Annotated in this window: 21 protein-coding genes; 6 read left to right on the top strand and 15 right to left on the bottom strand. The window is 68.1% G+C overall.

Translation table 11 applies throughout. From position 1 onward, the window contains the following. Positions 1 to 173: 173 nt before the first annotated feature. The gene (locus R9B84_RS06455; RefSeq protein WP_423759645.1) at positions 174 to 1,298 is read left to right on the top strand and encodes a DUF2242 domain-containing protein; all 1,125 of its coding nucleotides are present in this window, start codon (positions 174 to 176) and stop codon (positions 1,296 to 1,298) included. A 419-nt stretch (positions 1,299 to 1,717) separates the two neighbouring features. Here the strand turns inward: R9B84_RS06455 and R9B84_RS06450 are convergent, their stop codons facing one another. Further along, positions 1,718 to 2,638 (bottom strand): pyridoxal-phosphate dependent enzyme, encoded by a 921-nt coding sequence (locus tag R9B84_RS06450; RefSeq protein ID WP_423759644.1) that lies wholly within the window; start codon positions 2,636 to 2,638, stop codon positions 1,718 to 1,720. Positions 2,639 to 2,795: 157 nt separating this feature from the next. Between R9B84_RS06450 and R9B84_RS06445 the strand changes: the two genes are divergently transcribed. After that, entirely contained in the window at positions 2,796 to 3,707 is a 912-nt protein-coding gene (locus R9B84_RS06445) for a LysR family transcriptional regulator (protein ID WP_423759643.1), read from the top strand. A gap of 765 nt (positions 3,708 to 4,472) precedes the next feature. Further along, complete coding sequence (locus R9B84_RS06440) at positions 4,473 to 5,672, top strand: MFS transporter (RefSeq protein ID WP_423759642.1); 1,200 nt, start codon at positions 4,473 to 4,475, stop codon at positions 5,670 to 5,672. A gap of 118 nt (positions 5,673 to 5,790) precedes the next feature. Here R9B84_RS06440 and R9B84_RS06435 read toward each other — a convergent pair whose 3' ends face one another. Genes R9B84_RS06435 through R9B84_RS06425 form a run of 3 tightly spaced genes read right to left on the bottom strand, consistent with a single transcriptional unit; the run spans position 5,791 to position 9,452 of the window. Next, complete coding sequence (locus tag R9B84_RS06435; protein WP_423759641.1) at positions 5,791 to 6,813, bottom strand: histone deacetylase family protein; 1,023 nt, start codon at positions 6,811 to 6,813, stop codon at positions 5,791 to 5,793. 25 nt (positions 6,814 to 6,838) lie between these two features. After that, a complete protein-coding gene (locus tag R9B84_RS06430) occupies positions 6,839 to 8,110 on the bottom strand; it encodes a Zn-dependent hydrolase (protein ID WP_423759640.1) in 1,272 nt (423 codons plus the stop codon). A gap of 31 nt (positions 8,111 to 8,141) precedes the next feature. Next, complete coding sequence (locus R9B84_RS06425; protein ID WP_423759639.1) at positions 8,142 to 9,452, bottom strand: MFS transporter; 1,311 nt, start codon at positions 9,450 to 9,452, stop codon at positions 8,142 to 8,144. Positions 9,453 to 9,644: 192 nt separating this feature from the next. Here R9B84_RS06425 and R9B84_RS06420 point away from each other — a divergent pair, with 192 nt between their 5' ends. After that, positions 9,645 to 10,601, top strand: a complete 957-nt coding sequence (locus R9B84_RS06420) for a LysR family transcriptional regulator (protein ID WP_114176621.1) — start codon at positions 9,645 to 9,647, stop codon at positions 10,599 to 10,601. A gap of 57 nt (positions 10,602 to 10,658) precedes the next feature. Here the strand turns inward: R9B84_RS06420 and R9B84_RS06415 are convergent, their stop codons facing one another. The 4 genes from R9B84_RS06415 to speB form a co-directional block, all read right to left on the bottom strand. Beyond that, a complete protein-coding gene (locus R9B84_RS06415) occupies positions 10,659 to 11,717 on the bottom strand; it encodes a porin (RefSeq protein ID WP_423759638.1) in 1,059 nt (352 codons plus the stop codon). 173 nt (positions 11,718 to 11,890) lie between these two features. Next, positions 11,891 to 13,321 carry a purine-cytosine permease family protein gene (locus R9B84_RS06410; RefSeq protein ID WP_096472923.1) on the bottom strand — a complete coding sequence of 477 codons (1,431 nt, stop codon included), beginning with the start codon at positions 13,319 to 13,321 and terminating at the stop codon, positions 11,891 to 11,893. Positions 13,322 to 13,626: 305 nt separating this feature from the next. Then, positions 13,627 to 14,304: an SOS response-associated peptidase family protein gene (locus tag R9B84_RS06405; RefSeq protein WP_423759637.1), complete on the bottom strand. Its 678-nt coding sequence runs from the start codon at positions 14,302 to 14,304 to the stop codon at positions 13,627 to 13,629. A gap of 128 nt (positions 14,305 to 14,432) precedes the next feature. Then, positions 14,433 to 15,383 (bottom strand): agmatinase, encoded by a 951-nt coding sequence (gene speB, locus R9B84_RS06400; protein WP_423759636.1) that lies wholly within the window; start codon positions 15,381 to 15,383, stop codon positions 14,433 to 14,435. A gap of 130 nt (positions 15,384 to 15,513) precedes the next feature. Between speB and R9B84_RS06395 the strand changes: the two genes are divergently transcribed. Then, a complete protein-coding gene (locus R9B84_RS06395) occupies positions 15,514 to 16,431 on the top strand; it encodes a LysR family transcriptional regulator (protein ID WP_423759635.1) in 918 nt (305 codons plus the stop codon). Positions 16,432 to 16,479: 48 nt separating this feature from the next. Here R9B84_RS06395 and R9B84_RS06390 read toward each other — a convergent pair whose 3' ends face one another. The 7 genes from R9B84_RS06390 to R9B84_RS06360 form a co-directional block, all read right to left on the bottom strand. Continuing rightward, positions 16,480 to 17,109, bottom strand: coding sequence for an NAD(P)H-binding protein (locus tag R9B84_RS06390; protein WP_423759634.1), 630 nt, complete (start codon positions 17,107 to 17,109; stop codon positions 16,480 to 16,482). A gap of 232 nt (positions 17,110 to 17,341) precedes the next feature. After that, a complete protein-coding gene (gene lpdA / locus R9B84_RS06385; RefSeq protein WP_423759633.1) occupies positions 17,342 to 18,733 on the bottom strand; it encodes a dihydrolipoyl dehydrogenase in 1,392 nt (463 codons plus the stop codon). Between the two features lie 5 nt (positions 18,734 to 18,738). Continuing rightward, positions 18,739 to 20,064 (bottom strand): dihydrolipoamide acetyltransferase family protein, encoded by a 1,326-nt coding sequence (locus tag R9B84_RS06380; protein ID WP_423759632.1) that lies wholly within the window; start codon positions 20,062 to 20,064, stop codon positions 18,739 to 18,741. 1 nt (position 20,065) lies between these two features. After that, positions 20,066 to 21,112 carry an alpha-ketoacid dehydrogenase subunit beta gene (locus tag R9B84_RS06375; RefSeq protein WP_400158215.1) on the bottom strand — a complete coding sequence of 349 codons (1,047 nt, stop codon included), beginning with the start codon at positions 21,110 to 21,112 and terminating at the stop codon, positions 20,066 to 20,068. Beyond that, positions 21,109 to 22,341 (bottom strand): 3-methyl-2-oxobutanoate dehydrogenase (2-methylpropanoyl-transferring) subunit alpha, encoded by a 1,233-nt coding sequence (locus tag R9B84_RS06370; protein ID WP_423759631.1) that lies wholly within the window; start codon positions 22,339 to 22,341, stop codon positions 21,109 to 21,111. The genes R9B84_RS06375 and R9B84_RS06370 overlap by 4 nt, the downstream gene beginning before the upstream one ends. A 501-nt stretch (positions 22,342 to 22,842) precedes the next feature. Beyond that, entirely contained in the window at positions 22,843 to 23,034 is a 192-nt protein-coding gene (locus R9B84_RS06365; protein WP_423759630.1) for a hypothetical protein, read from the bottom strand. Between the two features lie 298 nt (positions 23,035 to 23,332). Beyond that, positions 23,333 to 23,827, bottom strand: coding sequence for a hypothetical protein (locus tag R9B84_RS06360; protein WP_423759629.1), 495 nt, complete (start codon positions 23,825 to 23,827; stop codon positions 23,333 to 23,335). A gap of 256 nt (positions 23,828 to 24,083) precedes the next feature. Here R9B84_RS06360 and R9B84_RS06355 point away from each other — a divergent pair, with 256 nt between their 5' ends. After that, positions 24,084 to 25,556 carry an HD domain-containing phosphohydrolase gene (locus tag R9B84_RS06355; RefSeq protein ID WP_423759628.1) on the top strand — a complete coding sequence of 491 codons (1,473 nt, stop codon included), beginning with the start codon at positions 24,084 to 24,086 and terminating at the stop codon, positions 25,554 to 25,556. Positions 25,557 to 25,712: the final 156 nt, after the last annotated feature.

Below are 25,712 nucleotides of genomic sequence, written 5' to 3'. Positions count from 1 at the left end.
GAAACAGCTCCGGAAGCGAGCGCGACATCAAACGAAACTATAATGGCGCCCCGGCCATCCGAGATTGCCATGCGCCCATTTCCGGCCCCGCCGTTGCGCGACGGCCGCCATCCGGTTGCCGCGCGACGCGCGCAACCCGGCGCTGCAGCTCGCCGAGCCTTCTGAAAGACGCCATGCACAACCGATTTCGCCTGTTTTCCGTTTCGTGCGCACTCGCGGCCGCGACCGTGCTGGCGGCGTGCTCGACGCCGCCCAAGCCGATCTACCAGCAGGAACAGTTCGATGCGGCGAGCAGCCCGTATGCGCACACGTTCCACTCGAAATCCGACGCGGCCTGCGAGGCCGCGCGGCGCGCGCTGTTGAGCCAGGGCTATGTGGTGTCGTCGTCGCGCAACGACGCGGTCGACGGCAGCAAGAATTTCCAGCCGAACAACGACATGCACGTCGTGATCGAGTTTCACGTCGTGTGCGCGGATGCGACCGCGGACGGCTCGTCGAGCATCGCGTACGTGAACGCGGTGCAGGACCGCTACACGCTGAAGAAGTCGAATACGTCGGCCAGCGTCGGCCTCAGCGTGTTCGGCTCGCTGTCGCTGCCGATCGGGTCGAGCGACGATGCGCTCGTCAAGACCGCGAGCGAGACGATTCCCGCCGGCGTGTTCTACGAGCGCTTCTTCAATCTCGTCGACCATTTCCTGAAGATCGACCCGGCCCGCCGCGACCGCGCCACCGTGAAGGCCGCCGAGAAGGAAGCCGTCACGCCGCTGCCCGAGCCCGCGCCGACGCCGCAAGGCGAACCGATGAAGATGACGACGCCGGTCGTGCCGACGCCGCCCGCGGCGCCGGTGCCGCTTTCGGTGCCGGGTGTCACGCCCGGGTCGGGCGCGATCGCCGTGCCGGCCGCGGCGTCGGCCGTCGTCGCGCCGGCTGCGATGCGTGCGGCCGCGCCGGTGGCGGCGTCTGGTTCGGTGGCGGCGTCGGCTTCCGCACCTGCGTCAGCTTCCGGTTCGGTGCCTGCATCGGCTCCCGCACCGGTCTCCGCGCCTGCACCTACCTCCAGCCCGGCGGCGTCGCCCGCCGTCGCGGCATCGACGCCCACCGTTTCGGGGCCGGCCGCCGCCACGCCGGCATCGGCCGTGCCGGCACCGGCACCTGCGTCCGCAACATCCGCAGCCGCATCGGCATCCGCGCCGTCGAGCGCATCGCCTGCGCCGGCGGACAAAACGCCCGCCCCCGCTGCTGCGAACCCCGTCGCATCGTCCGCGCCGTCCGGCGCGAGCGCACCGGCCGCGAACTGACCGGCCGTCCTGACTGGCGGTCCGACTGGCGGTCCGAGTGGCGGTCCGAGTGGCCGTCCGTATCGTCGCGCCCGGCCGCATCCGGCGCGGCGCGACGATACGTACCCCTTCCCCTTCATCCCCCGCAGGACTATCCGCACCTCCGGCTGCCTGCCGGCTGCGTTTCCGCCATTGCAACAACGGGAACGTGAGATCGACGCTTCGCGGCAAACCACGCGCAGCCAATGCCCGAGGGCGCCAAAATCGACGATCGTCCTTCCGTCACCCAACCAACCTGCGTGCCGGCTTCCCCGCTTACCGCAACGTCGCGCGCAGCGTCTGCACGCTTCGCGACAAGCCATGCGCAGCCAATGCCCGAGGGCGCCAAAATCGACGATCGTCCTTCCGTCACCCAACCAACCTGCGTGCCGGCTTCCCGTTTACCGCAACGTCGCGCGCAGCGTCTGCAGATGCTCGACGGTCGCCGTCACGCCGCCGCAGACGATCACGGCGATGTCCGATGCCGACGCGAGCACCGGCACCGGCCGCTCGAGCGCGGCCAGCGCGGCGCCGCACGCGGGCTCGACGACGATCCGATGCTCGTCGAGGAACCGCAGCGACGCGGCCACCGCGTCCGCATCGGACACGACGACGGGATGGATCTCGTGCCGCGTCGCCCATTCGACCGCCGTGTCGCACGGGCGCTTCGCGCCGAGCGACGTCGCGATGCTCGTGATCGCCGGCAACTCGACCGGGCGCCCCTGCGCGAGCGAGCGCGCATAGCAGTCGGCGCCTTCCGTTTCGGCCGCGACGACCGGCACGTCGTGCCAGCCGTTGCGCGCCAGCCCTTTAAGCACGCCGCACAGCAGCCCGCCGCCGCCGACCGCGAGCACGACCGCGTCGGGCTTCGGGCCGACGGCCGCCATCTCGTCGATCATCGTCGCGTGGCCCTGCCACAGCACGCGGTCGTCGAACGGATGCACGAACGCGTCGTGCTCGCCGAGCGCCGACTGCGCAAACGCGTTCGCCTCGGCCCAGCTCGCGCCGTGCACGACCAGCTCCGCGCCCTCGACGCGGATCAGCTCGCGCGCGCGGGCCGACGCGCTTTCCGGCACGACGACGCGCACCGGCACGCCGAGTTCGCGGCCGCAGTACGCGACCGCGATGCCCGCGTTACCGCCCGACGACGACACGAACCGCCGCGCGCCGGCCGCGTGCCGCGCTTCGCAAACGGCGCCGATACCGCGCAGCTTGAACGAGCCCGACGGCTGCAGCGCATCGAGCTTCAGCCGGATGGTCCTGCCGAGCCGGCGGGACGCGATTTGCGAGCGGATATAAGGGGTCGGGATATGAAGCGGCATGGGGCGGGACACGATCGGAACGGAGGGAACGCACGCGACTCGCGAACGAGTGCGGCAACGACGGTCATCGTACGGCACGCGCGTCATGCTTTCCAATACCATCGAATGGCGTTTGTTATGCTTCACAGGCATATCCACCCACCGAAACGGGCTCTGCATGCGCCAGATCGAACTGCGTCACCTGCGTTATTTCGTGGCCGTCGCGCAAGCCGGCAGCGTGATGGCCGGCGCCCGCGCGGCCGGCATCGTCCAGCCCGCGCTGTCGCGGCAGATCCGCGAACTCGAGGACGCGATCGGCACGCCGCTGCTGATCCGCCGCGCCACGGGCGTCACGCTCACCGCGGCCGGCACGAGCTTCCTGCAGGATGCGACCGGCCTGCTCGCGACACTGCAGGACAGCCGCGAACGCGCGTTGCGCAGCGCGACCGGCCAGCTCGGCGAACTGCGGCTCGGCGCGCTGCCGAACTGCCTGCCGCTACCCATCGTCGCGAAGGTCCTCAAGGCGTTTCGCGACGCGTGCCCGGACGTGAAGCTGTCGCTCGCGCCGATGCTGTCGGCCGAACAGGTGAGCGCGCTGGTGCGCGGCCAGCTCGACGCCGGGATCATGGCGTGGCGCCGCGAAGAGGCGCCGCACCTGTCGGGCGTGCGGCTGCTGAGCGACCGCTTCGTGCTCGCGATGCCCGCGCCGCCGGGCGGACGCTTCAACGCGCCGCGCACGCTGGCCGACGTTGCGAACGAGCCGTTCGTCTGGTTCGACGCGCAGCGCTCCGCCGCGCACCACCGGTTCCTGATGGCGCAATGCCAGCAGGCCGGCTTCACGCCGCGCATCGCGCAGGTCGGCAGCGATATCCCGACGCTGATCGGCCTCGTCGCGGCCGGGATGGGCTGTGCGTTCGTGCCGGAAAGCGCGTCGCCGACCTGCCCGCGCACGGTCCGGCTCGTCGCGCTCGACGAGCTTGCGAGCCGCTTCGACATCGAGTTCGTGTTCGACGGTGCGGCAGCGGTACCGTCGCCCGTCGTCGCACGGTTTCTCGCGGCCGTGCGCGATGCGGCCGGCGAACTGGAATGACCGGGCGCCGCGCGTCGGGCGCCGGGAGCGCGGCAAACGATCGAGCGATGCGATTCGCGCCGCCGGCTCACGAACGGATTCCGGCCTCCGTCAAATCGACGTTTCGGCCGTTGCGATGCGCTAAACAGCGGCATCGCCTCCACGAAAAATCTTTCAAGACGATGACGACGGACGCCCCGGCGCCCGCATTTTTAAATTGACACCAAAAACAGCCGTTTAACGCGATTTCGATTTGTCATGTGCCGAAATATACTTCGCGCGCATCCAACCCTCGTGCCAAAGAGAGGATGCGTTTCCGCCCCGGTCACGGTCCCCCTGTGGCCGGGGCTTTTTTTGCCCGCGCGTCGCGCCGGCAAAGGGTTTCAGGTCGCGCCGCAATGCCCGCGCCGGGTTGTAGCCGGCACATGAACGCCCCGTTCGATCCCCTGGGGCCACACGCTGCTGTGCAGTCGCCGGCAGGCTCCCGGATCGCAGCGCGGGACGATCGTCAATCCGTCGCGAACTACCGCCGGATCACGATCCCCCAACCGGAAGTCACGCCCTTCTTATTACACAAACCTTTCAAACAAGACACGATCGCGCTCGCGCTCCGCCGGAGCGCCGCCCGCGGGCCTCGCGCGCACGCCGGACGCGCTCCATATTGTTGACATGAAATCAAGATAATTTCGTCCGCACGCGGCTTTTTCCGCAAAAGTAATGCAGGCACACTTCGCCCTGTTTACAACGGCCCCGTGCCGTTGTCCGTCGATTACAGGAGCCCATCGCGTGAACGCCACGACTTCTTCTCCTTCCCGCCCAGGCGCCGCGCTGCCGTTGCTGGCGCTCGCCGCCGGTGCGTTCGGCATCGGCACGACCGAGTTCTCGCCGATGGGCCTGCTGCCCGTGATCGCCGACGGCGTGCACGTGTCGATCCCGCAGGCCGGCATGCTGATCAGCGCCTATGCGATCGGCGTGATGGTCGGCGCCCCGCTGATGACGCTGCTGCTCGCGCGCTGGTCGCGCCGCTCGGCGCTGATCGCGCTGATGTCGATCTTCACGATCGGCAACCTGCTGTCGGCGCTCGCGCCGGGCTACACGACGCTGCTGCTCGCCCGCCTCGTGACGAGCCTCAACCACGGCGCGTTCTTCGGGCTCGGCTCGGTGGTCGCGGCCAGCCTCGTGCCGCGCGACAAGCAGGCCAGCGCGGTCGCGACGATGTTCATGGGTCTCACGATCGCGAACGTCGGCGGCGTGCCGGCCGCGACCTGGCTCGGCCAGATCATCGGCTGGCGCATGTCGTTCGCGGCGACCGCGGGCCTCGGCCTGATCGCGATCGCCGGCCTGTTCGCCGCACTGCCGAAGGGCGAAGCCGGCAAGATGCCCGACCTGCGCGCCGAACTGTCGGTGCTGACGCGCCCGGTCGTGCTCGGCGCGCTCGGGACGACGGTGCTCGGCGCCGGTGCGATGTTCACGCTCTACACGTATGTCGTGCCGACGCTCGAACACTTGACCGGCGCAACACCCGGCTTCGTGACCGCGATGCTCGTGCTGATCGGCGTCGGTTTCTCGATCGGCAACATCGCGGGCGGCCGCCTGGCCGATCGCTCGCTCGACGGCACGCTGGTCGGTTTCCTGCTGCTGCTGATCGCGACGATGGCCGCGTTCCCGCTGCTCGCCAGCACGCATGCCGGCGCCGCCGTTACGCTGCTCGTGTGGGGTATCGCGACGTTCGCGGTCGTGCCGCCGCTGCAGATGCGCGTGATGCGTGCGGCCCACGAAGCGCCGGGTCTCGCGTCGGCCGTCAACATCGGCGCGTTCAATCTCGGCAACGCGGTCGGCGCGGCAGCCGGCGGCGCGGCGATCTCGGCCGGCTTCGGTTATGCGGCGGTGCCGCTCGTCGGCGGGCTGATCGCCACGGCCGGACTCGCGCTCGTCGTGCTGCAGATGACGCAGCGCCGCCGCGCACCGGCCACCGCGAATTCGTAACCGCTCGCGACCCGCACGGCGCCAATACGCGGCACCTGAATTGAGAAACGCCCGCACCGGATACCGGCGCGGGCGTTGTTCGCGACGGGCCGTGCATCGCGGCCGCCATGTCGCCGCGTCAGCGCGCGGCGGCGAACCCGCCGAAGAACGCACGCGCGTTCGCGTCGAGGCTGTCGAGGTGATAACCGCCTTCCTGCACGATCACCGTCGGCAGGCCCAGCGCGCCGATCGCGCCGCCGAGCCGCCCGAAGCCTTCGGTCGTGACGGCAACCTGCGATTGCGGATCGTCCTTGTAGATGTCGAAGCCGAGCGCGAGCACGAGCGCATCGGGCTGGAACCGCGCGAGCGCGCGCAGCGCGTCGTCGAGCCGCTCGAAGAACGTCGACTCCGGCGAGCCGTGCGGCATCGGCAGGTTGAGGTTGAAGCCGTCGCCCGCCCCCGCGCCCGTTTCTTCCTCGTAACCCGCGACGACCGGGTAGAAGTTGGTCGGATCGCCGTGGATCGATACGTACAGCACGTCGTCGCGGCCGTAGAAGATCTCCTGCACGCCCTGCCCGTGATGCATGTCGGTGTCGAGGATCGCGACCCGGCGATGGCGGCCGAGCAGCGACTGCGCGGCGATCGCCGCATTGTTCAGGTAGCAGAAGCCGCCGGCCGCGTCGCGGCGCGCATGATGGCCGGGCGGCCGGCACAGTGCATAGGCCTCGCGCGCGCCGTCGTTGACGTCGGCCGCAGCCGCGAGCGCGCCCTGCGCTGACCAGTACGCGGCGCGCCACGTGTTCGCGCCGACCGGGCAACTGCCGTCGGCAAGGTAGCGCGCGGCTTTCGCGAGCACGCCGCGCAGCGGGTTCGGATCGCGGACGAACACGTTCGACATCACTTCGTCGCCCCAGTCGTCGGGCATCTGCTTCCAGTCGCGGTGCGCGTCCTCGAGAAAGCGCAGATAGTTCATGTCGTGCACGGCCGCGATCGGTGCGGTGCCGCGATCGGCCGGCTCGCGCACGTCGAAGCCGAGCGACCGCACGGCCGCGACGAGCCGCGCCGCGCGCTCGGGCACTTCCTGCGGTTCGCGCATCTGCCCGCGCGACAGGTAGCTGCGCGGATGGTGCAGCAGTTGTTCGGGATGGAAATAGGTTTTCATCGTTCGTCCTCGTCGGTTCGCCGCGTCATGCACCGTGCGCAGTGGTCGCCGCTTCGACGGGCGCCACGACACCGGCGCGCGCCAGCACCGCATGGAGCAGCACGTTCGTGCCGCGCGTCACGTCGTCGGGCAGCGCATCCTCGGCTTCGTTGTGCGACAGGCCGTCGACGCACGGAATGAACACCATCGCGGTCGGGAAGCGGCGCGCGAGCAGGATCGCATCGTGGCCGGCGCCGCTGACGATCCGCTCGTTCGTGTAGCCGAACGCGGCCGCCGCCTGCGCGACCAGTTCGACGCAGTCGCGATCGAACGGCGTCGCCGGGCTGCGCCAGCAAGTATCGATCGCGACCTGCACGCCACGCGCGGCGGCGACGCGCGCGCATGCATCGCGCAGGTCGCGCTCCATCGCATCGACTTCGGCATCGTCGTGATGGCGCAGGTCGACCGTGAACGTCACGTCGCCGGCAATGGTATTGCGCGACGCGTTGCGGATGCCGACCTGCCCGATCGTCGCGAGCCCGCGCGGCGCGTAGCCGGCGACGATCCGTTCGAGTTCGAGCGCGATCTGCGCGCTCGCGAAATACGCGTCCTTGCGATACGGCATCGGCGTCGTGCCCGCGTGCGCGGCGACGCCCGTCACCGTCACGTCGAGCCAGCGGATCGCCTGCCCGCCCGTGACGATGCCGATCGTCGTGCCGTTCGCCTCGAGCACGGGCCCCTGCTCGATATGCGCCTCGAAATACGCATCGACCACGCCGCCCGTCGCGCGTGTGCCGCGATAGCCGCATGCGTCGAGTGCCGCGCCGAGCGTGATGCCGTCGGCGTCCTGCTTCGCGAGCGCGTCGGCGAGCGGCAACGCGCCCGTGAACACGGCCGAACCGAGCATCGCCGGCGCGAAGCGCGCGCCCTCCTCGTTGGTCCACGACACGATCTCCAGCGGCTTGTCGGTCACGATGCCCGCGTCGTTCAGCGTGCGCACGAGTTCGAGCGCGGCGAGCACGCCGTACACGCCGTCGAAGCGGCCGGCTTCGGGCTGCGTGTCGAGATGGCTGCCGATCAGCACCGGCGCGGCCTGCGCATCGGTGCCATCGCGCCGTGCGAACAGGTTGCCGGCTGCGTCGACGCTCACCGTCATCCCCGCGTCGCGGCACCATTGCGCGAACAGGTCGCGCCCGCGGCGGTCGTCGTCGGTGAGCGCGAGGCGCCGCACGCCGCCGCGCGGCGTCGCGCCGACGCGCGCCATGTCGGCCAAGCTCTGCCACAGACGCGCGCCGTCGATTTCCAACAGGTCTTTCATGTGCACTCCGGGTGAATTCGTTCGTAGAGGTTCAACGCGAGCCGAGCGCTTCGGCCGCGGCAGGCTGTGCGGCCCGGCGCGCGTCGAGCGCAACGATGCAAAGCAGCGAGATGCCGGCGAGGCACGTGTAGAACACCGCGAGCGGCCACCACTGGCCCGTGAAGCGATGCGCGAGCCACGTGCCGACGAGCGGCGTCAGGCCGCCGGCAATCGCACCGCAGATCTGATAAGCGAGCGAGATCGCCGAATAACGCACGTGCGCGGGAAACACGTCGCTCACGAAGCCCGCGATCACCGAATAGAAGCCGGCCATGCACACGACCGCGAGCGCGATGCCCGTGACGAGCGATGCGGACGTGCCGCCCTGCACGAGCATGAACATCGGATACGGCGACAGCATCGCGAGCAGCGCCGCGAGTTTCAGGAAGCGCGCGCCACCGATGCGCTCGGCGATCCATGCTGCGATCGGCTGCGCGACGAACTGGATGATCGCGACCGCGAACAGGCTGTCGAGGATCAGCGAACGCGATACGCCGACGTACTGCGTGGTGTACGCGATCATGAACGTGTTCGTGAAATAGACGCCCGCAATCCCGATCGTGTTCGCGCCGATGCAGAGCAGCACGAGCCCCGATGCGGAACGGAACACTTCGGCGACCGGCAGCTTCACGGTGCGGTTCGCTTCCTTCACGCGCGCGAATTCCGGCGACTCGTTCACGCCGAGCCGGATCAGGATGCCGACCACGAGCAGCACCGCGCTCGCGAGAAACGGCAGGCGCCAGCCCCACGCGAGGAAGTCGGCCTTGTCCATCGACGTGACCGCGCGGAACGCGATCAGCGACAGGATCAGCCCGGCCGGGCTGCCGAGCTGCGCGAACGACGCGAAGAACGTGCGGCGCCCCTGCGGCGCGTGCTCGCCCGCCATCAGCACCGCGCCGCCCCATTCGCCGCCGACCGCGATCCCCTGCACGACGCGCAGCACGACGAGCAGCACCGGCGCGAGCATGCCGACCTTCGAATAGTCGGGCAGCAGCCCGACGCAGACGGTCGCGACGCCCATCATCATCAGCGTCGTCATCAGCGCCTTCTTGCGGCCGATGCGATCGCCGAGATGGCCGAAGATGACACCGCCGAGCGGGCGCGCGAAGAAGCCGACCGCGAACGTCGCGAACGACGCCATCGTGCTGACGAACGGGTCGTGCGACGGGAAATAGAGTTCGCCGAACACGAGCGCGGCGGCGGTCGCGTAGATGTAGAAGTCGTACCACTCGATCATCGTGCCGATGAACGCGGCCGTCGCGGCGCGCGCTGGCTGGCGGGCGGAAGGAAGGGACTGGGTCATGCGGGCTCCTGTCGCGCGCCGCGTTGCGGGCGACGCGCACGATCGTGGTGACGGCCGTCTGTCGCGGCCTTGCGCCGCACGCTGCGGCACGCCTCCTTTATCGGCGACCGCAAATCATTAGTCAAATTTCAAGTTATTATTCGCCGTATAAATTCAACTAATGTCCACCCCGACGCCTCGCCCGGAGACCCGATGCGCCCCGACCTCGCCCCGTTCCTCAACGACCGTCTCGACTGGAACCTGCTGCGCACCTACCTGGTGATCATGCAGGAGCGCAGCGTGAGCCGCGCGGCCGCACGCCTGCACGTGACGCAGCCCGCCGTGAGTCAGGCACTGCGGCGGCTCGAGGACACACTCGAGCGCCGGCTGATCGAGCGCCGTGGCGCGCACTTCGCGCCGACGCCGGCCGGCGAAGCCGTGTACCGGATCGCGAGCGACATCTACGGCGGCATCTCGCGCCTCGAAACCGAAATCGACGACAGCACGGCCGACCTCACCGGTTCGATCCGGCTGCTGACGGTAAGCCGCATCGAGTCGCCCGTCTACGACGAGTTCCTCGCGGACTTCCATCGCGCGTACCCGCGCATCGACCTGCAGATCGAGGTGATGCGCTCGTCGGACATCCTGTCGTCGCTGCTGCAGAAGACGGCCACGGCCGGGCTCGGCCTGTGCCGCACGCCGCACGACAAGCTGGAGATGCGCTGCTTCCTGCGCCAGCGTTATGCGATCTACTGCGGCCGCCATCACCGGCTGTTCGGGCAGACGCAACTGCGGATGGACGATCTGCTCGCGGAGAATTTCGTGTCGTTCACGAGCGACCAGATCGGCGACAGCCTGTCGCCGCTCACCGTGTTCCGCGACCAGAAGGGGTTCACGGGGCGCATCGTCGCGTCGTCGCCGAGCCTCGAGGAAGTGCGGCGGCTGATCTTCGCGGGCTACGGGATCGGCTGCCTGCCCGAGCACATCGTGCGCGACGACATCGCGCAGCAGCGGCTGTGGCGGCTGCCGCCCGACGACGGGCTCGTCGACGTCGACGTATTCCTGCTGTGGCATCGCGACCGCAAGATGAACGCGGCCGAGCACGCGTTTCTCGATGCGATGGAGCGCTGCATGCAGCGCTATTCGCTCGCGGAGCGGCTGGGGAAGTAGCGGCGCGACGCGCCCGGGGAAAGCGCCGGGCGCACGCGGCCCGGCGCGTCGACGACGTCAGAAGCGATGCACGATGCCGAGCTGCACGCCGCGCGCATTCGCGCCCGGATATGCGAGCGGCAGGCCGGGGTTCGCCGCGCCGGCGAGCGTGTAGCCGGCCTGGTTGCGATTGCGCAGGTACGACAGCGCACCGTAGAAGCTCGTGCGCTTCGATAGGTCGTACTCGTACATCAGTCCGAGCTGGTCCGCGTTGTTGCCCTGCGACGACTGGTCGTGCAGATACGCGTAACCGAGCGCAACATAGTTCGCCGGGTTGAACTGGTACTTGACCGACAACCCGACCACGCGCGAATCGATTCCGAAGTCGGCCCACTTCACCGCGGAGAAACCGCCGTACACGGTTGCCTTGCCGATCGCGTACGACGCGCCGGCCATGATCGTGCGATCGGTCGTGGTCGCCGTCGCGTTCTTCAGCCACTGGCCCGCGACGAACGCCGCGAACGGCCCGTGTTCGTAGGTCAGGTCGAACTGCTGGCTGGAGCCTGCCGAGCGCACGCCGCCCGCATCGCCGAACCCGAAGTACACCCCGCCCTGGAAGCCGGCGATCTCCGGGCTCTGGTACGACAGCGTATTGCTGGTGCGGAACGCGAACACGGTCAGGTTGTCCATGCCGGATGCCTGCGTGACGCCGCCGAACGCATCCTGCCCGCCCTGGTCGTTGAACAGCGGCGAATTCTGCCGGCCCGCGCGCACCTTGCCCCACTGCCCCGCGATGCCGACCCACGCCTGCCGGTTGAACATGCTGCCCGAACTCGCCAGCGAGCCGTCGTTCGGGTTGAAGCCGTTTTCCAGCGCGAACTCGATCTTCTGCCCGCCGCCGATATCCTCGCCGCCCTTCAGCCCGAACCGGCTGCCCCACTGGCCGCCCGAGTTGATCGCCGCCGTATAGCCGTTGCCCGTATTCACGTATTGCGCGAATTCGTCGATCACGCCGTACAGCGTGACACCGTCCTGAGCGAGCGCGGCGCCCGCCCCTGCGAGGCACGCGGCCGCCACCGCCATGCGAAGACCGGCGTGCACCGGCCGTGCCCGGGAATCGCCGCCGCGGGCTTTCATGTGCTTAGTCATACTATTCAATGGAAAGAGAATGAAACGACGCCGGGTGCGGCGGTAATGCCGCACCGGCATCGCGGGAAAGGGAATGTGCAGGAGAGCCCGGCGCAGGCAGCGCCCGGCTCGACGCGACGCTCAGGCCGGCAGCCGGCCGGCCCGATGCGCGAGACGCGTCGTCAGTGGTGAACTTCGCCGCGTTCGAGCGGCAGGATCAGGCGTTCGGGGATGCTGCGTCGCGACGCCCGCGCGCCGATGTAATACAGCACGGCCGGCACGATCAGGCCGAGGATCCACGAGATGTCGGTGCCGCCGAGCGCGTCGACGAGCGGGCCGGTATAGATATGCGTCGACATGAACGGCAACTGCACGAGGATGCCGACCACGTAGATCGTGATCGCCATCACGTTCCAGCGGCCATAGCGGCCATCCGGATCGGACAGCGCCGGCACGTCGTAGCGCGAGCGCGTGAAGCAGTAGTAGTCGACCAGGTTGATCGCGCTCCACGGCGTGAAGAACGCGAGCAGGAACAGGATGAACGCGGTGAATTCCTTCAGGAACGAATGGCGGCCCGCGAGCGCAATCAGCGTCGACACGCAGATCATCCCGAAGATGTACACGAGGCGGCTCTTCGACGACACCGCGCCCTTGCCGCGAAAGCCGCTGACGATCGTCGCCATCGACATGAAGCTGCCGTACGCGTTGAGCGCCGTCACCGTCACCTTGCCGAACGCGATGCTGAAGTACAGCAACGCGGCCACGGCGCCCGTCGAGCCGAGGCCGACGATATACGCCACTTCATGGTGCGCGAACTGGCTGCCGGCCAGCGCGGCCGCGAACACGCCGAACACCATCGCCGCCTGCGCGCCGATCACCGAGCCCAGGCCGACCGCGAGAAACGTCGCGACCGATGACGTCGAGCGCGGCAGGTAGCGCGAATAGTCGGCGACGTACGGGCCGAACGCGATCTGCCACGACGCCGACAGCGACATCGACAGCAGGAAGCTCGCGAGCGAGAAATGCCGGTTCGCGAGCAGCGCGCCGACGTCGTGGTTCGCGAACAGCTGCGAGAACATGTAGACGAACGCGACGATGCCGACCACGCTCGCGATCCGGCCGACGAAGTGGATCGCGCGATAGCCGAACACGGTCAGCACGACGATCACGGCCGCAAACAGCAGGATGCCCGCCGCGTCGTCGACGTGCAGCAGTTGCGCGACGGCCTGCCCGGCCAGCACCGAGCCGCTTGCGGAAAAGCCGATATACATCAGGCACACGAGCACGATCGGGATCATCGCGCCGTACACGCCGAACTGCACGCGGCTCGAGATCATCTGCGGCAGCCCGAGCTGCGGCCCTTGCGCGCCATGCAGCGCCATGACCGCACCGCCGACGAGCTGGCCGAGCAGCAGCGCGACCAGCGACCAGAACACATCGCCGCCGAGCACGACGGCAAGCGCGCCCGTGACGATCGCCGTGATCTGCATGTTCGCCGACAGCCACAGCGTGAACTGGCTCAGCAGGCCGCCGTGGCGCTCGGCGTCGGGAATGAAGTCGATCGAGCGAACCTCGATCAGGCCGCCGGCTTTTCCACTGGGATTCGTTGACACGGGGGAAATCTCCAAAATACTCAGTACCGCAAATGGTTTGAACGAGACAGGTAACCTGCGAGCCGCCCTTTCGGCTCTTCGGATGCGGGGCGCCGTGGATCGCCGGCATGCGCCACGCACGCACGGTTTGCACGCTGGCGCGCAAGCGGCACGACGTGTGCCGACATTGCCAGCGGATGATCTTGTATATACAACTTACGAGATATCGGTGATTACCCGGAATCGGTAAACTTTCGAAATTGTCCGAACAATCGGGACGCGTCCGACCGGTTTGATCGCAAGTAAAACGTCGGAAAAATGAAAGGTCAGACGCTGGCGGGCGATACCTGATCGGGCGCGGCCGTCATGCCGCCGGCAGGGAGCAGGTTCAGCATGCTTCGCGCGGCTTCGATATCGCGCGCGTGCAGCCATTCGTCGTAGTCGTCGCGGCGCAGGATCACGACGCCCCGCTTCTCGTCGCCGGGCCGATGCATCCGCGCGAACAGCGGATGATCGTCGGCATTCACCGTGAGCATCGCCATGCCGATGCGTTCGCGGCCGTCGTCGCCTTCGTAGCGCCGCCAGATGCCGGCGACACAGTACGGCTGCCAGCCGTCGACGCCGATCCGGTGCCACACGTTGCGGCCGGTCTCGTAACACGGCTCGCAGATCCAGCGCACCGGAATCAGGCAGCGCTGGCCGTTGCGCCAGGCCTGACCGTAGAGCCGCGACGAGCCGACCGTTTCCGCGCGTGCGTTCACCGTATCGAGCTTCTTTCTTTTGCGGCCGTTCTCGTCGACCCGCTCGGGCTGCATGAATTTCGGCCAGAAGCCGAACACGGCCGCAACCACCGTGAGGCCGTCGCTGTCGGCACGCGCGATCGGCGCCACGTAGTCGGGATACACGTCGGGCGCCCACGGGTCGCGGCGGTACAGATCGCCGATGCCGATCTTCAGCTCGCTGATGCCCGGGTCTTCACCCGGGGCGCGGTAGTGAGTGCACACGGTTCGGAGGACGATGGAAGCAATGTTTCCATCGTAGGTCAGCGCGCGTGGCGCGAGCGCGCTATCGCTTTGTATGACGAAACAGTTTTACGAGTCGACGATGCGCGAGAATCCGGCAACGCATGCCGTCACCGCGCGCCGCGCCGCCGCGACGCATACAGGCAGATCAGTTCCAGCGCGATCGTCGCGCCGGCCAGCGACGTGATTTCCGCATGATCGTACGGCGGCGACACTTCGACCACATCCATGCCGACCAGGTTGATGCCTTCCAGGTGACGCAGGATCTCGAACGCCTGGTGGCTCGACAGCCCGCCCGCGACCGGTGTACCGGTGCCCGGCGCGAACGCCGGATCGAGACAGTCGATATCGAACGTCAGGTACACGGGATGATCGCCGACGCGCTCGCGAATGCGCGCGGCAACCGCGGCAGGCGTCGACGCATGCACGCAACGCGCATCCTGGATGTCGAATCCCATCGGCGCGTCGTTGGTCGTCCGGATGCCGATCTGCGCCGACCGTTCGGGCACGACCCACCCTTCCCGCGCCGCGTGATAGAACATCGTCCCGTGATCGATGCGCTTCACGTCGCGGTCGGGCCACGTGTCGGTATGCGCGTCGAAATGTACGAGCGACAGCGGCCCGTGCACCTTCGCATGCGCCTTCAGCAGCGGATACGTGATGAAGTGATCGCCGCCGAGCGTCAGCATCGCGCAACCGCGCGCGAGGATCGCATCGGCATGACGCTCGATCGCGCCCGGCACCGATTCCGGTTGCCCGAGATCGAACGCGCAATCGCCATAGTCGACCGCAGCCAACACGTCGAACGGATCGAATGACCACGGCCACGGGCGCTCCCACGCGATGCCCGTCGACGCGATCCGCAACCCGCGCGGGCCGAAGCGCGTGCCGGGCCGGTGCGATGCCGCGGCGTCGAACGGCACGCCGGTGATCGCAAGGTCGACGCCGTCGAGATCGCGGCTGAAACGCCGGCGCATGAAGCTCGTCGCGCCCGCGAATGTCGGTTCGGCCTGCGTGCCGTAAAGGCTGTCGCGCGTGAACGCGAGATCGTTGTGGCTCATCGTCGGATTCCTGGCTGAAGGGGAACACGGCCGCGCTTCTGCGCGACCTCGGGCCCGATTCTGCCGTCAGCGCATCCGACGAAAAATATGAACTAACATAAGCCGACTTCACGAAACGCGATGTATCGCCATGCTGACCCGACTGAGAGACATGGATTTGCAGTTGCTGCGTCTATTCCTGACGATCGTCGAAAGCGGCGGCTTCAGCGCCGCACAGGGCACGCTCGGGATGGCGCCTTCGACGATCAGCACGCAGATGGCCAAGCTCGAGACGCGCCTGGGGTTCCGGCTGTGCGACCGCGGCAAGAGCGGGTTCCGGCTGACGCCGAAAGGCGAACGCGTGCTGCAGTCGACGCGGCGGCTCCTGCAGGCGATGGACGTATTTACGCGCGATACGCAGCACGTGTCGGGCACGTTGCTCGGCGAACTGCGCATCGGCCTGTCCGAGCGGCTCGCGCCGGACATCGTCGAATCGATCGCGGCGGCCGTTGGACGCTTTCGCGAACAGGCGCCGGACGTGCTGATCGAGATGACCGCGGTCGCGCCCGACGAGCTGGAGCGCAGGCTGCTGAAAGGCGATCTGCAGCTCGCGATCGGCTACTTTTCCGGCCACCAGGCCGGCCTGCACTACGCACCGCTGTTCGTCGAACACCAGTCGCTCCACTGCGGCGCCCGGCATCCGCTGTTTGCGAAACGGACCGTGTCGGTCAACGACATCGCGCGCACCAGCAACGTCGCGCGGCTCTACAAGACGAACACGTCGGGTTCGGCGCTGCGCAACGCGCAGCCGACCGCGTTCTCGGAAAACGTCGATGCCGACGTGATCTTCATCCTGTCCGGCGCGCATGTCGGCTTCCTGCCCGACCACGTCGCGGCACCGTGGGTCGCGGCTGGAAAGATGCGCAGGCTGCTCGCGAGCAAGCTGAGCCATACGGTCGAATTCCAGCTCGCGACGCCGAGGAACTGCGACGGCAGCGAAGCGCTGGATGCATTCACGGCAGCGCTCGCCGAACAGTTCGGCGGGCTCGACGGATTCGCGGGCCAATAGCCGGTACGGGCCGCGCGGCGGCGCCGACGGTTCGCCGCGCGCCCCGCTTCAGACGAGCCGATCCGATGCGACGACCTGCACGCCCGGCCGCGCATCGATCGCGGCGTCGACCAGTGCGCGCGCAATCCGTGACGCGGGATTCACGCGCCACTTCGCCGGCAACACGGGTTCGGCGACGTTCAACGCGAACACCAGCAGCCGTTCGCCGAGCCTGAATTCGTCGCGGCTGCCGCCGATCAGGCCCGGCCGCACATAAGTGAGCGACGCGAACCCGACGCCGGCCAGCGCCTGTTCGACCTCGCCCTTGACGCGGTTGTAGAAGATGCGCGACGTCGGATCCGCGCCGAGCGCCGAATTCAGGACGCAGGCCGGCGTGCCGTGCCGGTGGGCGAGCCGCGCGACCGCGAGCGGATAGTCGTGATCGACGCGCCGGAATGCCGCCTGCGAACCGGCGGTGCGCATCGTGGTGCCGAGCGTACAGATCACCGCATCGGCCTGCCACCAGTCGGCCGCGTCGGGCAGATGATCGAAGTCGACCTCCAGTGCGTGCATCTTCGGATGCGGCGACAACGGCCGGCGCGCGAGGACGACCACGTGATCGACCCGCGCATCGGCCAGCGCGACTTCGAGGACGTGGCGCCCGACGAGTCCGGTCGCGCCGACGAGCAGCAGTTTCATGTCCGGTTCTTCCGTGTGGAGCCGGTGTTGGCGGGCCGGGAGCGGCCCGGTTTCCGGCTATCGACATGATGGTCGGCCGACGTGACGCCGGCAACCTTCCCGCATCTCGAAAAATTACAGACCGCACTCCGTGCATAGCTCGAATCGGCCGCGTCATGCGGCACCGGCGCCGTAACCGGAACGCCGCCGATGCGCACGTTGCCCACCGGCGGCTCCGTTTCAGGCCTGCACGTCAGACATGCAACGCATGCCCCAGCGCACGCAACGCCGCTTCCTGCAGCGCTTCACCCAGCGTCGGATGCGCGTGGATCGTGCCGCCGATGTCTTCCAGCCGCGCGCCCATCTCCAGCGACTGCGAGAACGCGGCAGCCAGCTCCGACACGCCGCGCCCGACGGCCTGCCAGCCGACGATCAGGTGGTTGTCGCGCCGCGCGACGACGCGCACGAAGCCGTCGGTCGCCTGCAGCGTCATCGCGCGCCCGTTCGCCGCGAACGGAAACGATGCGCTCAGACAATCGACGCCGGCCGCGCGTGCGTCGTCCGGCGACCAGCCGGCCGTCACGATCTCGGGATCGGTGAAGCACACGGCCGGGATCGATGCGGGCATGAACTTGCGGCGCCGCCCGGCGATCAGCTCGGCGACCATCTCGCCCTGCGCCATCGCGCGATGCGCGAGCATGGGTTCGCCGGCGACGTCGCCGATCGCCCACACGTTGCGCATCGACGTCCGGCATTCGTCGTCGATCCGCAGCGCGCGGCCGTTGCGGTCGAGCAGCAGTGTTTCGAGCCCGAAGCCGTCGACGCGCGGCCGGCGGCCGACCGCGACCAGCACGCGATCGGCCGGCAACGTCCGTTCCGCGCCATCGGCCGCCTGCACGCGCACCGCGCCGTCCTCGGCGAGCCCGAGCACCTTGTGGCCGAGGCATAACCCGACGCCGAGCCGCGCGAGCGAATCCGCGACCGGCCTCGCGAGTTCGGCATCGTACGCGGGCAACACGCGTTCCGCCGCTTCGACGACGCTGACCTCGACACCGAGCTTGCGATAGACGATCCCGAGTTCGAGCCCGATATACCCGGCCCCGACGACGACCAGCCGCTTCGGCAACGTCGTGGGCGACAGCGCCTCGGTGGACGACACGACATGCCCGCCGAACGGCATCGACGGCAGCTCGACCGGTTCGGAACCGGTCGCGAGCAACAGATGATCGCAGCCGATGTGCGCCGTGTGGCCGCCGGCGACGACTTCGACGGTCTTGCCGTCGATCACGCGCGCGTCGCCGTGCAGCACGCGCACGCCGTTCTTCTTGAGCAGCGCGCCGACACCGCGCGTCAGCCGGTCGACGATGCCGTCCTTCCACGCGACGCTTTGCGCGATGTCGATCTCGGGTGTGCGCACGCGAATCCCGAGCGCCGCTTCGCCGGCCTGGCCGCGGGCCTGTTCGAATGCGTCGGCCACGTGGATCAGCGCTTTCGACGGAATGCAGCCGATATTCAGGCACGTGCCGCCGAGCCGGTCGCGTTCGACCAGCACGGTCGGAATGCCGAGCTGGCCGGCGCGGATCGCGGCGACGTAGCCGCCCGGGCCGCCGCCGATCACGAGCAGCGTGGTGTGTTCGTTTTTCATCGGCGTCACTCCACGAACAGCAGTGCCGGGCGCTCGAGCACCCCGCGCACGGCCTGGATGAATTCGGCCGCGTCCGCGCCGTCGACGACGCGATGGTCGAACGACGACGACAGGTTCATCATCTTGCGCGCAACGACCGCGCCATCGCGGATCATCGGCCGCTCGACGATCCGGTTCACGCCGACGATGCCGACCTCCGGATGATTGATCACCGGCGTCGACACGATGCCGCCGAGCGCGCCGAGGCTCGAGATCGTGATCGTCGAGCCGCTCAACTCGTCGCGCTGCGCGCGGTTTGCTCGCACCGCATCGGCGAGCCGTGCGATTTCAGCGGAGATCGACCACACGTCGCGCGCTTCCGCATGGCGCAGCACGGGCACCGTGAGGCCGCCGTCCGTCTGCGTCGCGACGCCCATGTGCACCGCGCCGTAGCGCGTGACGACGCCCGCTTCGTCGTCGAAGCGCGCGTTGATCTGCGGGAAGTCGCGCAGCGCGATCACCATCGCGCGGATCAGCAGCGGCAGCGGCGTGAGCCGGCCGCGCGTGTCGCCGTAGCGGCGGTTCAGGTCGGCGCGCAACGATTCGAGCTCGGTGACGTCGATCTCCTCGACGTAGCTGAAGTGCGGAATGCGGCGCTTCGCTTCCTGCATCTTGCGCGCGATCGCGCGCCGCAAGCCGATCACCGGCACTTCGGTTTCGTCGTTGCGTTCGTCGTAGCCGTGCGCTTGCGACGCACGCGCCGCACTGCCGCTCGTCTTCGCATACGCATCGAGATCCGCGTGCATGATCCGCCCTGCTTCGCCCGTGCCGCGCACGTAGCGTAGCTCGATGCCCATGTCCCACGCGCGCTGACGCACGGCCGGCGACGCGAGCGGCCGTTCGCCCGGCGCGAGCGCCGCGCGCGGCTGCGCCGCAAGTTCGGCACGTTCCGCACGACGCGGCTCCGCGGCAGCACGTTTGGCCTCATGACGCGGCGCCGCCGGCCTTTCAGCCGGTACGTCGGCGACCGGCGTCGACGGCGCCGCCGCAACCGGTGCGGTTTCCACCTTTGTTTCTCGCACCGCCGCACCCGCCTTCAGGTTGCCGTCGCCTTCGACCTCGAGACGAATCAGCTCGCTGCCGACCGCCATCATCTCGCCGATCCGGCCGCCGAGTTCCAGCACCTTGCCCGACACCGGCGACGGAATCTCGACCGCCGCCTTGTCGGTCATCACGTCGGCGAGCGGCTGGTCTTCCTTGATCGTCTGTCCGACTTCCACATGCCAGGCCACCAGCTCGACCTCGGCGATCCCTTCGCCGATGTCCGGCATCTTGATGACATGAATCCCCATCTCACGCCTCCATCACGCGTCGCAACGCTTCACCGACCCGGGCCGGGCCCGGAAAGTACGCCCATTCCTGCGCATGCGGATACGGCGTGTCCCAGCCCGTCGTGCGCTCGACCGGCGCCTCGAGGTGGTAGAAGCAATGTTCCTGAACCAGCGACACCAGTTCCGCGCCGTAGCCGCAGGTGCGCGTCGCCTCGTGCACGACGACGCAGCGCCCGGTCTTGCGCACCGACGCGACGACCGTGTCGAGATCGAGCGGCCACAGTGTGCGCAGGTCGATCACCTCCGCATCGATGCCCGTCTCCTCGGCCGCGGCGAGCGACACGTGCACCGTCGTGCCGTACGTCAGCACCGTCACGTCGCTGCCGGGCCGCACCACGGCGGCCGAATCGAGCGGCACCGTGTAGTAGCCCTCGGGCACCGCGCTCGCCGGATGCTTGAGCCACGACGTGACGGGCCGTTCGTGATGGCCGTCGAACGGCCCGTTGTACAGCCGTTTCGGCTCGAGGAAGATCACCGGATCGTCGTTCTCGATCGACGCGATCAGCAGCCCTTTCGCGTCGTACGGATTCGACGGCATCACCGTGCGCAGCCCGCACACCTGCGTGAACATCGCCTCCGGGCTCTGGCTGTGCGTCTGGCCGCCGTAGATGCCGCCGCCGCACGGCATCCGGATCGTCATCGGCGCGATGAACTGGCCGGCCGAGCGATAGCGCAGCCGCGCGCCTTCCGACACGATCTGGTCGGAGGCCGGGTAGAAATAGTCGGCGAACTGGATCTCGCACACCGGGCGCAGCCCGTACGCACCCATCCCCACCGCCACGCCGACGATCCCGCCTTCCGAGATCGGCGCATCGAACACGCGCGACTTGCCGTATTTGTTCTGCAGTCCTTCGGTGCAGCGGAACACGCCGCCGAAATAACCGACGTCCTGCCCGAACACGACCACGTCGCTGTCGCGCCCGAGCATCACGTCCATCGCGGAGCGCAGCGCCTGGATCATCGTCATCGGCTGCGTCGCCGTGCCTGTCTCTTGGTGCGCCATGGTCATGCTCCCAGTTCCTGGCGCTGACGGCGCAGATGCGCAGGCAGCTCCTTGTACACGTCGTCGAACATCGAGGCCGGCGACGGAATCCGGTCGTCGGCCAGCGACCCGTATTTCTCCGCTTCCTTCTGCGCGGCGATCACCTCGGCCTCGAGCTCGGCCGTCAGCGCGTCGTGTGCGCTGTCGGACCAGATGCCCTTGACGATCAGGTGCTGCTTGAAGCGGGCAATCGGATCGCCGAGCGGGAAATGGGACCAGTCGTCGCTCGGCCGGTACTTGGTCGGATCGTCCGACGTCGAATGCGCGCCGGCGCGGTAGGTCACCCACTCGATCAGCGTCGGGCCGAGATTGCGGCGCGCGCGTTCGGCCGCCCAGCTCGACGCCGCGTAGATCGCGAGGAAGTCGTTGCCGTCGACGCGCAGCGACGCGATCCCGCAGCCAACGCCGCGCCCCGCGAACGTCGTGCCTTCGCCGCCCGCGATCGCCTGGAACGTCGAGATCGCCCACTGGTTGTTGACGACGTTCAGCACGACCGGCGCGCGGTACACGTGCGCGAACGTGAGCGCGGTATGGAAGTCGGCTTCTGCCGTCGCGCCGTCGCCGATCCACGCGGACGCGATCTTCGTGTCGCCCTTGATCGCCGACGCCATCCCCCAGCCGACCGCCTGGATGAACTGCGTCGCGAGATTGCCGGAAATCGAGAAGAATCCCGCGTCGCGATCCGAGTACATCACGGGGAGCTGGCGCCCTTTCAGCGGGTCGCCTTCGTTCGACATGAGCTGGCAGATCATCCGCTCGAGCGGCACGTCGCGCGCGATCAGGATGCTCTGCTGCCGGTAGGTCGGGAAGCACATGTCGCCGTCGCGCAGTGCCATCGCATGCGCGGTGCCAATCGCCTCCTCGCCGAGGCTCAGCATGTAGAACGAGATTTTCTTCTGGCGCTGCGCGATCATCATGCGCGCGTCGAAAATGCGGGTCTTGAGCATCGCGCGCAGCCCGGCGATCAGGCGCGCATCGTCGAGGTCCGGCGCCCACGGGCCGAGGGCGTTGCCGTGGTCGTCGAGCACGCGCACGAGGCTGCGGGCGAGATTGGCGGTGTCCGCCGCGGCAACGTCGATCGGCGGGCGGCGAACCGCGCCGGCCGGCGATAGATGCAGATAGGAAAAGTCCGTCTTGCAGCCCGGGCGCCCGGTGGGCTCCGGCACATGCAGACGCAATGGCTCTGACAGGCTCATCGTGTCGTCTCCACGCTCGATTGTGTCTCACGCTGATAGGAACGCGCGGCCGGTTGCCGGCCTGCGCGCGGGCTGGCGCGCGGATAAGCACGCCAACCTTGGAAATCTATGCAATGCCGCGCCGGCCGTCGATGACCAACCCGCTCGATCGCGGTGAGCATATTTGCCATGATAGGCGCGGGATGGCGGATCGGTATGCCTGTCGCGGCTGGCGGTCACGCGTTGCCGGGCCCGGGCGAACGGTGCCTGACGAGAATTCGCGGAGGCCCCCGCGATCGATGCCGAAACCGGGATCGGGTGCGCAGGACGGCGCCGTCATCCCGCCCTGAAGCAGGCGATTGCGAAGATCAGATGGAATGTCGATCGCGGAAGATCCCTGTCGATCGAGCGCGCGTCGCCTCGATCGGCGCGCGCGTGGCGGTCACGGCGAACCGGTCGCGCGCGCTTGCCGGGTGGATCCGGGGCGTATCCACCCGGCGACTTTCAGTTTCAGTTGCCTTGCTAGGGCGTGAATACCGACAGTTGCAGCGCCACGTGTCCCAAGCCGCCGATGCCGAGCACGGCGACCGTCTCATGCGGTTGCGGCGCCGCATCGCGCAGGCCGCTCCACGTCGTATAGCCGGCGCACATCATCGGCGCGGCATCGACATACGCCAGCCCGTCGGGCAACAACACCGTCCCTTCGGCTGCCACGGCGATGTACTCCGCATGTCCGCCCTGCGAAGCAAATCCGGTGGTGCGCGGTGCGTCGCCCGTGCCGCACATCCCGGACGCATGAACCTTCGCCAGCACCTGCCCCGGCCCGACTTTTGGAACCGGACCTGCCGGACTTCCCAGGGCCGATTGGCACCGGTCGTCACAACCGCCTTCATCTTCGTTGCCTGCTCCTTGTTCAACCGAACGCAGGGTTCATCGCCCAGTCCTTCAGCATATGCCGCCGCCCTGTCGTTTCCGCCGCAAACGGCCGTTGCGATGAAGAACACCCCGGCATTCATGTACGGCTGCGGTACGACCGAAGCCGCACAAACTGCAACACCGATCCAAGCACGAAGATACCCAGCCACGCGGTGAGCGATCCGCGCACGATGGGGGATTCGGGGCCGTTCGCAAGCGGGTGACCGATCGGCAGCCGTGTCAGCGTCTCGTTGATTCCGGGGACCAGCAACAGAAAGAAACTGAACGAGAAGGCGAACTGGGCCAGGTACGGCCGCGCACGCCCCAACGCTTCGATTCGCGGAACGAGGAGTCCGCCCGATGTCGCGATCAGCGCCAGGATGCCGAGTGCATGCCCGACATTGAAGCCGCCGGTGCTGGACAAGCCGAACGACGTGCACACCGATATCGCCATCCCTGCCAGGTAAATCCTGGCGGACCGGGTCGTGCTGTCGATCTTCTGATATCGGGCGAAGCTGTAGAGGCCCGCGGCGAACGTCACGAGGCTGACGATGGTGTGACCGGCACCCAGAGCGGAAATGGGATGAGGCATAAGACAACTCCTTCTGAAAATGTTGATCCCGATCGCCGCGACGCCGGCAACACCGGCGACACCCGCGGCACACGGAAGCATTCAAACGGTCTTGCGTTTCACTTGCTCCGCATGCAGCCAGATTGTCCCGATCGTCCGAGCTGTCCGGGATCGGTCAAATGACCGACCCCGGACAGCGTCACGCAGCGGGGCGCACACCCCCGTACCCTCGCGTATGATCGTTCGCTCGTCCCAGCGATTTTCCGAGCCGAGTCCGATGTTCGACGCCGAAGCCAGCCACGCCGCACTGCGCATATTCGATTCCGTGAGGGCCATCGCTTTCATCGGCGATCTGAGCATGGGACAACCGACCGACCATTCGCTTCGCACTGCGTGGCTGGGTGTACGACTCGCGGACGCGGCCGGACTGGGGGCATCGGCGTGCGATACGGTTCGCGAGGTGTCGCTGCTTCGCTGGTCGGGTTGCACGGCGAACGCAGCAGGTGTCGCGGAGGTGTTCGGCGACGACATCGCGATCCGCACGGCGATGCTCGAGAACAGGCCCGGCACGGCCGAGGCAATCGGAAGCGCCGGTGCATCGATGTTGCAACTCGCGCGAATCCACTGCGAAGTATCCGGCGAGGTCGCGCGAATACTGGGGCTTTCGATGGTGACCGAAACGGCGCTGCGTCACATTTTCGAAGCCTGGGACGGCACCGGCGTACCTGCGCAACTCGCACGCGAACAGGTGCCCGTCGCCGTGCCGGTCGTTGCGCTTGCCGGCGATCTGGAGGTGTGGAGTCGCACGTACGGCGTCGAGCGGGCACTGGGGCTGATCGAGCGGCGTGCCGACTCGCGGTACCCGGCGCACCTCGTCGAGACGACGATACGTCACGCAGAAGCCTGGCTGGCGGAACTGGAACGCACGTCGCCGGCCGACTTCGACATCGCGCTGGCGACGTCCGATATGCAGCGGATGACATCCGCGGAACTGATCGCCGACATCATCGACCTGAAATTGCCGTGGATGACGGGTTTTTCGCGTGCGGTCGCGGTGACGGCGGCCGGGTGTCATGCGCAACTCAAACCGGACGACGTCGGGCGCTCGCTCGTTTACCAGGCCGGACTGATTCACGGCATCGGCAGGGCCGCCGTACCCAACCATGTATGGAACCTGTCCACGACCTTGCCGGCAAGCGCGTGGGAGAAGGTGCGGCTGGTACCGTACTGGACGGAACGCGCCGGCAAACAGTCCGGCGCGCTGAGCCGGGCCGCCCTGCTTGCATCGTATGCGTACGAACGGCTGGACGGTTCGGGGTATTTCCGCGGCGCGCACGCCCCTGCGCTGACACTGGAGGCGCGCGTGCTGGCTGCGTCCGTCGCGTGGGTCGCGTTGCGATCGCCGCGCCCCTGGCGCGCCGCGCTGACCGACGAGGCGGCCGCCCACCTGCTGCGGGACGAGGCCGCAAATGGCCGGCTATGCGGCGAAGCGGTCGGTGTGCTGACGTCCGCAGGCATCCCCGTCGCCAGACGTGTATCCAGCAGCGCACCGTCCGGTACCGGCCTGTCCGCGCGAGAGATCGACGTGCTGCGCGTGATCTCGCGCGGAGCGAGCAACAAGGAGGCTGCGCGGGAATTGACCATCAGCCCGAGCACGGTACGCACGCACATCGAAAGCGTGTTTCGCAAGCTTGGATGTTCGACGCGCGCGGCAGCGACGCTCAAGGCGTCGGCAATGGGCCTGATCTGAAGGAATGGCGTTGCGCCGGTTTCCCCCGACGATACGATCCGCCCGAGCACGATGTCCGGTACACCGCTCGCCTGGACCATGATATGGACGACCTTCTCGTTCGTTTCGTTCTTGACGTGGTGAACGACGCCCGATCGATCGAATGACCGACCCGCC

Origin of the sequence: Burkholderia sp. NLJ2 (genome assembly GCF_049487195.1) — a bacterium.
Lineage (GTDB): Bacteria > Pseudomonadota > Gammaproteobacteria > Burkholderiales > Burkholderiaceae > Burkholderia > Burkholderia pyrrocinia.
The sequence above is the reverse complement of the archived record's forward strand: the minus strand, read 5'-3'. Positions and strand labels throughout refer to the sequence as shown.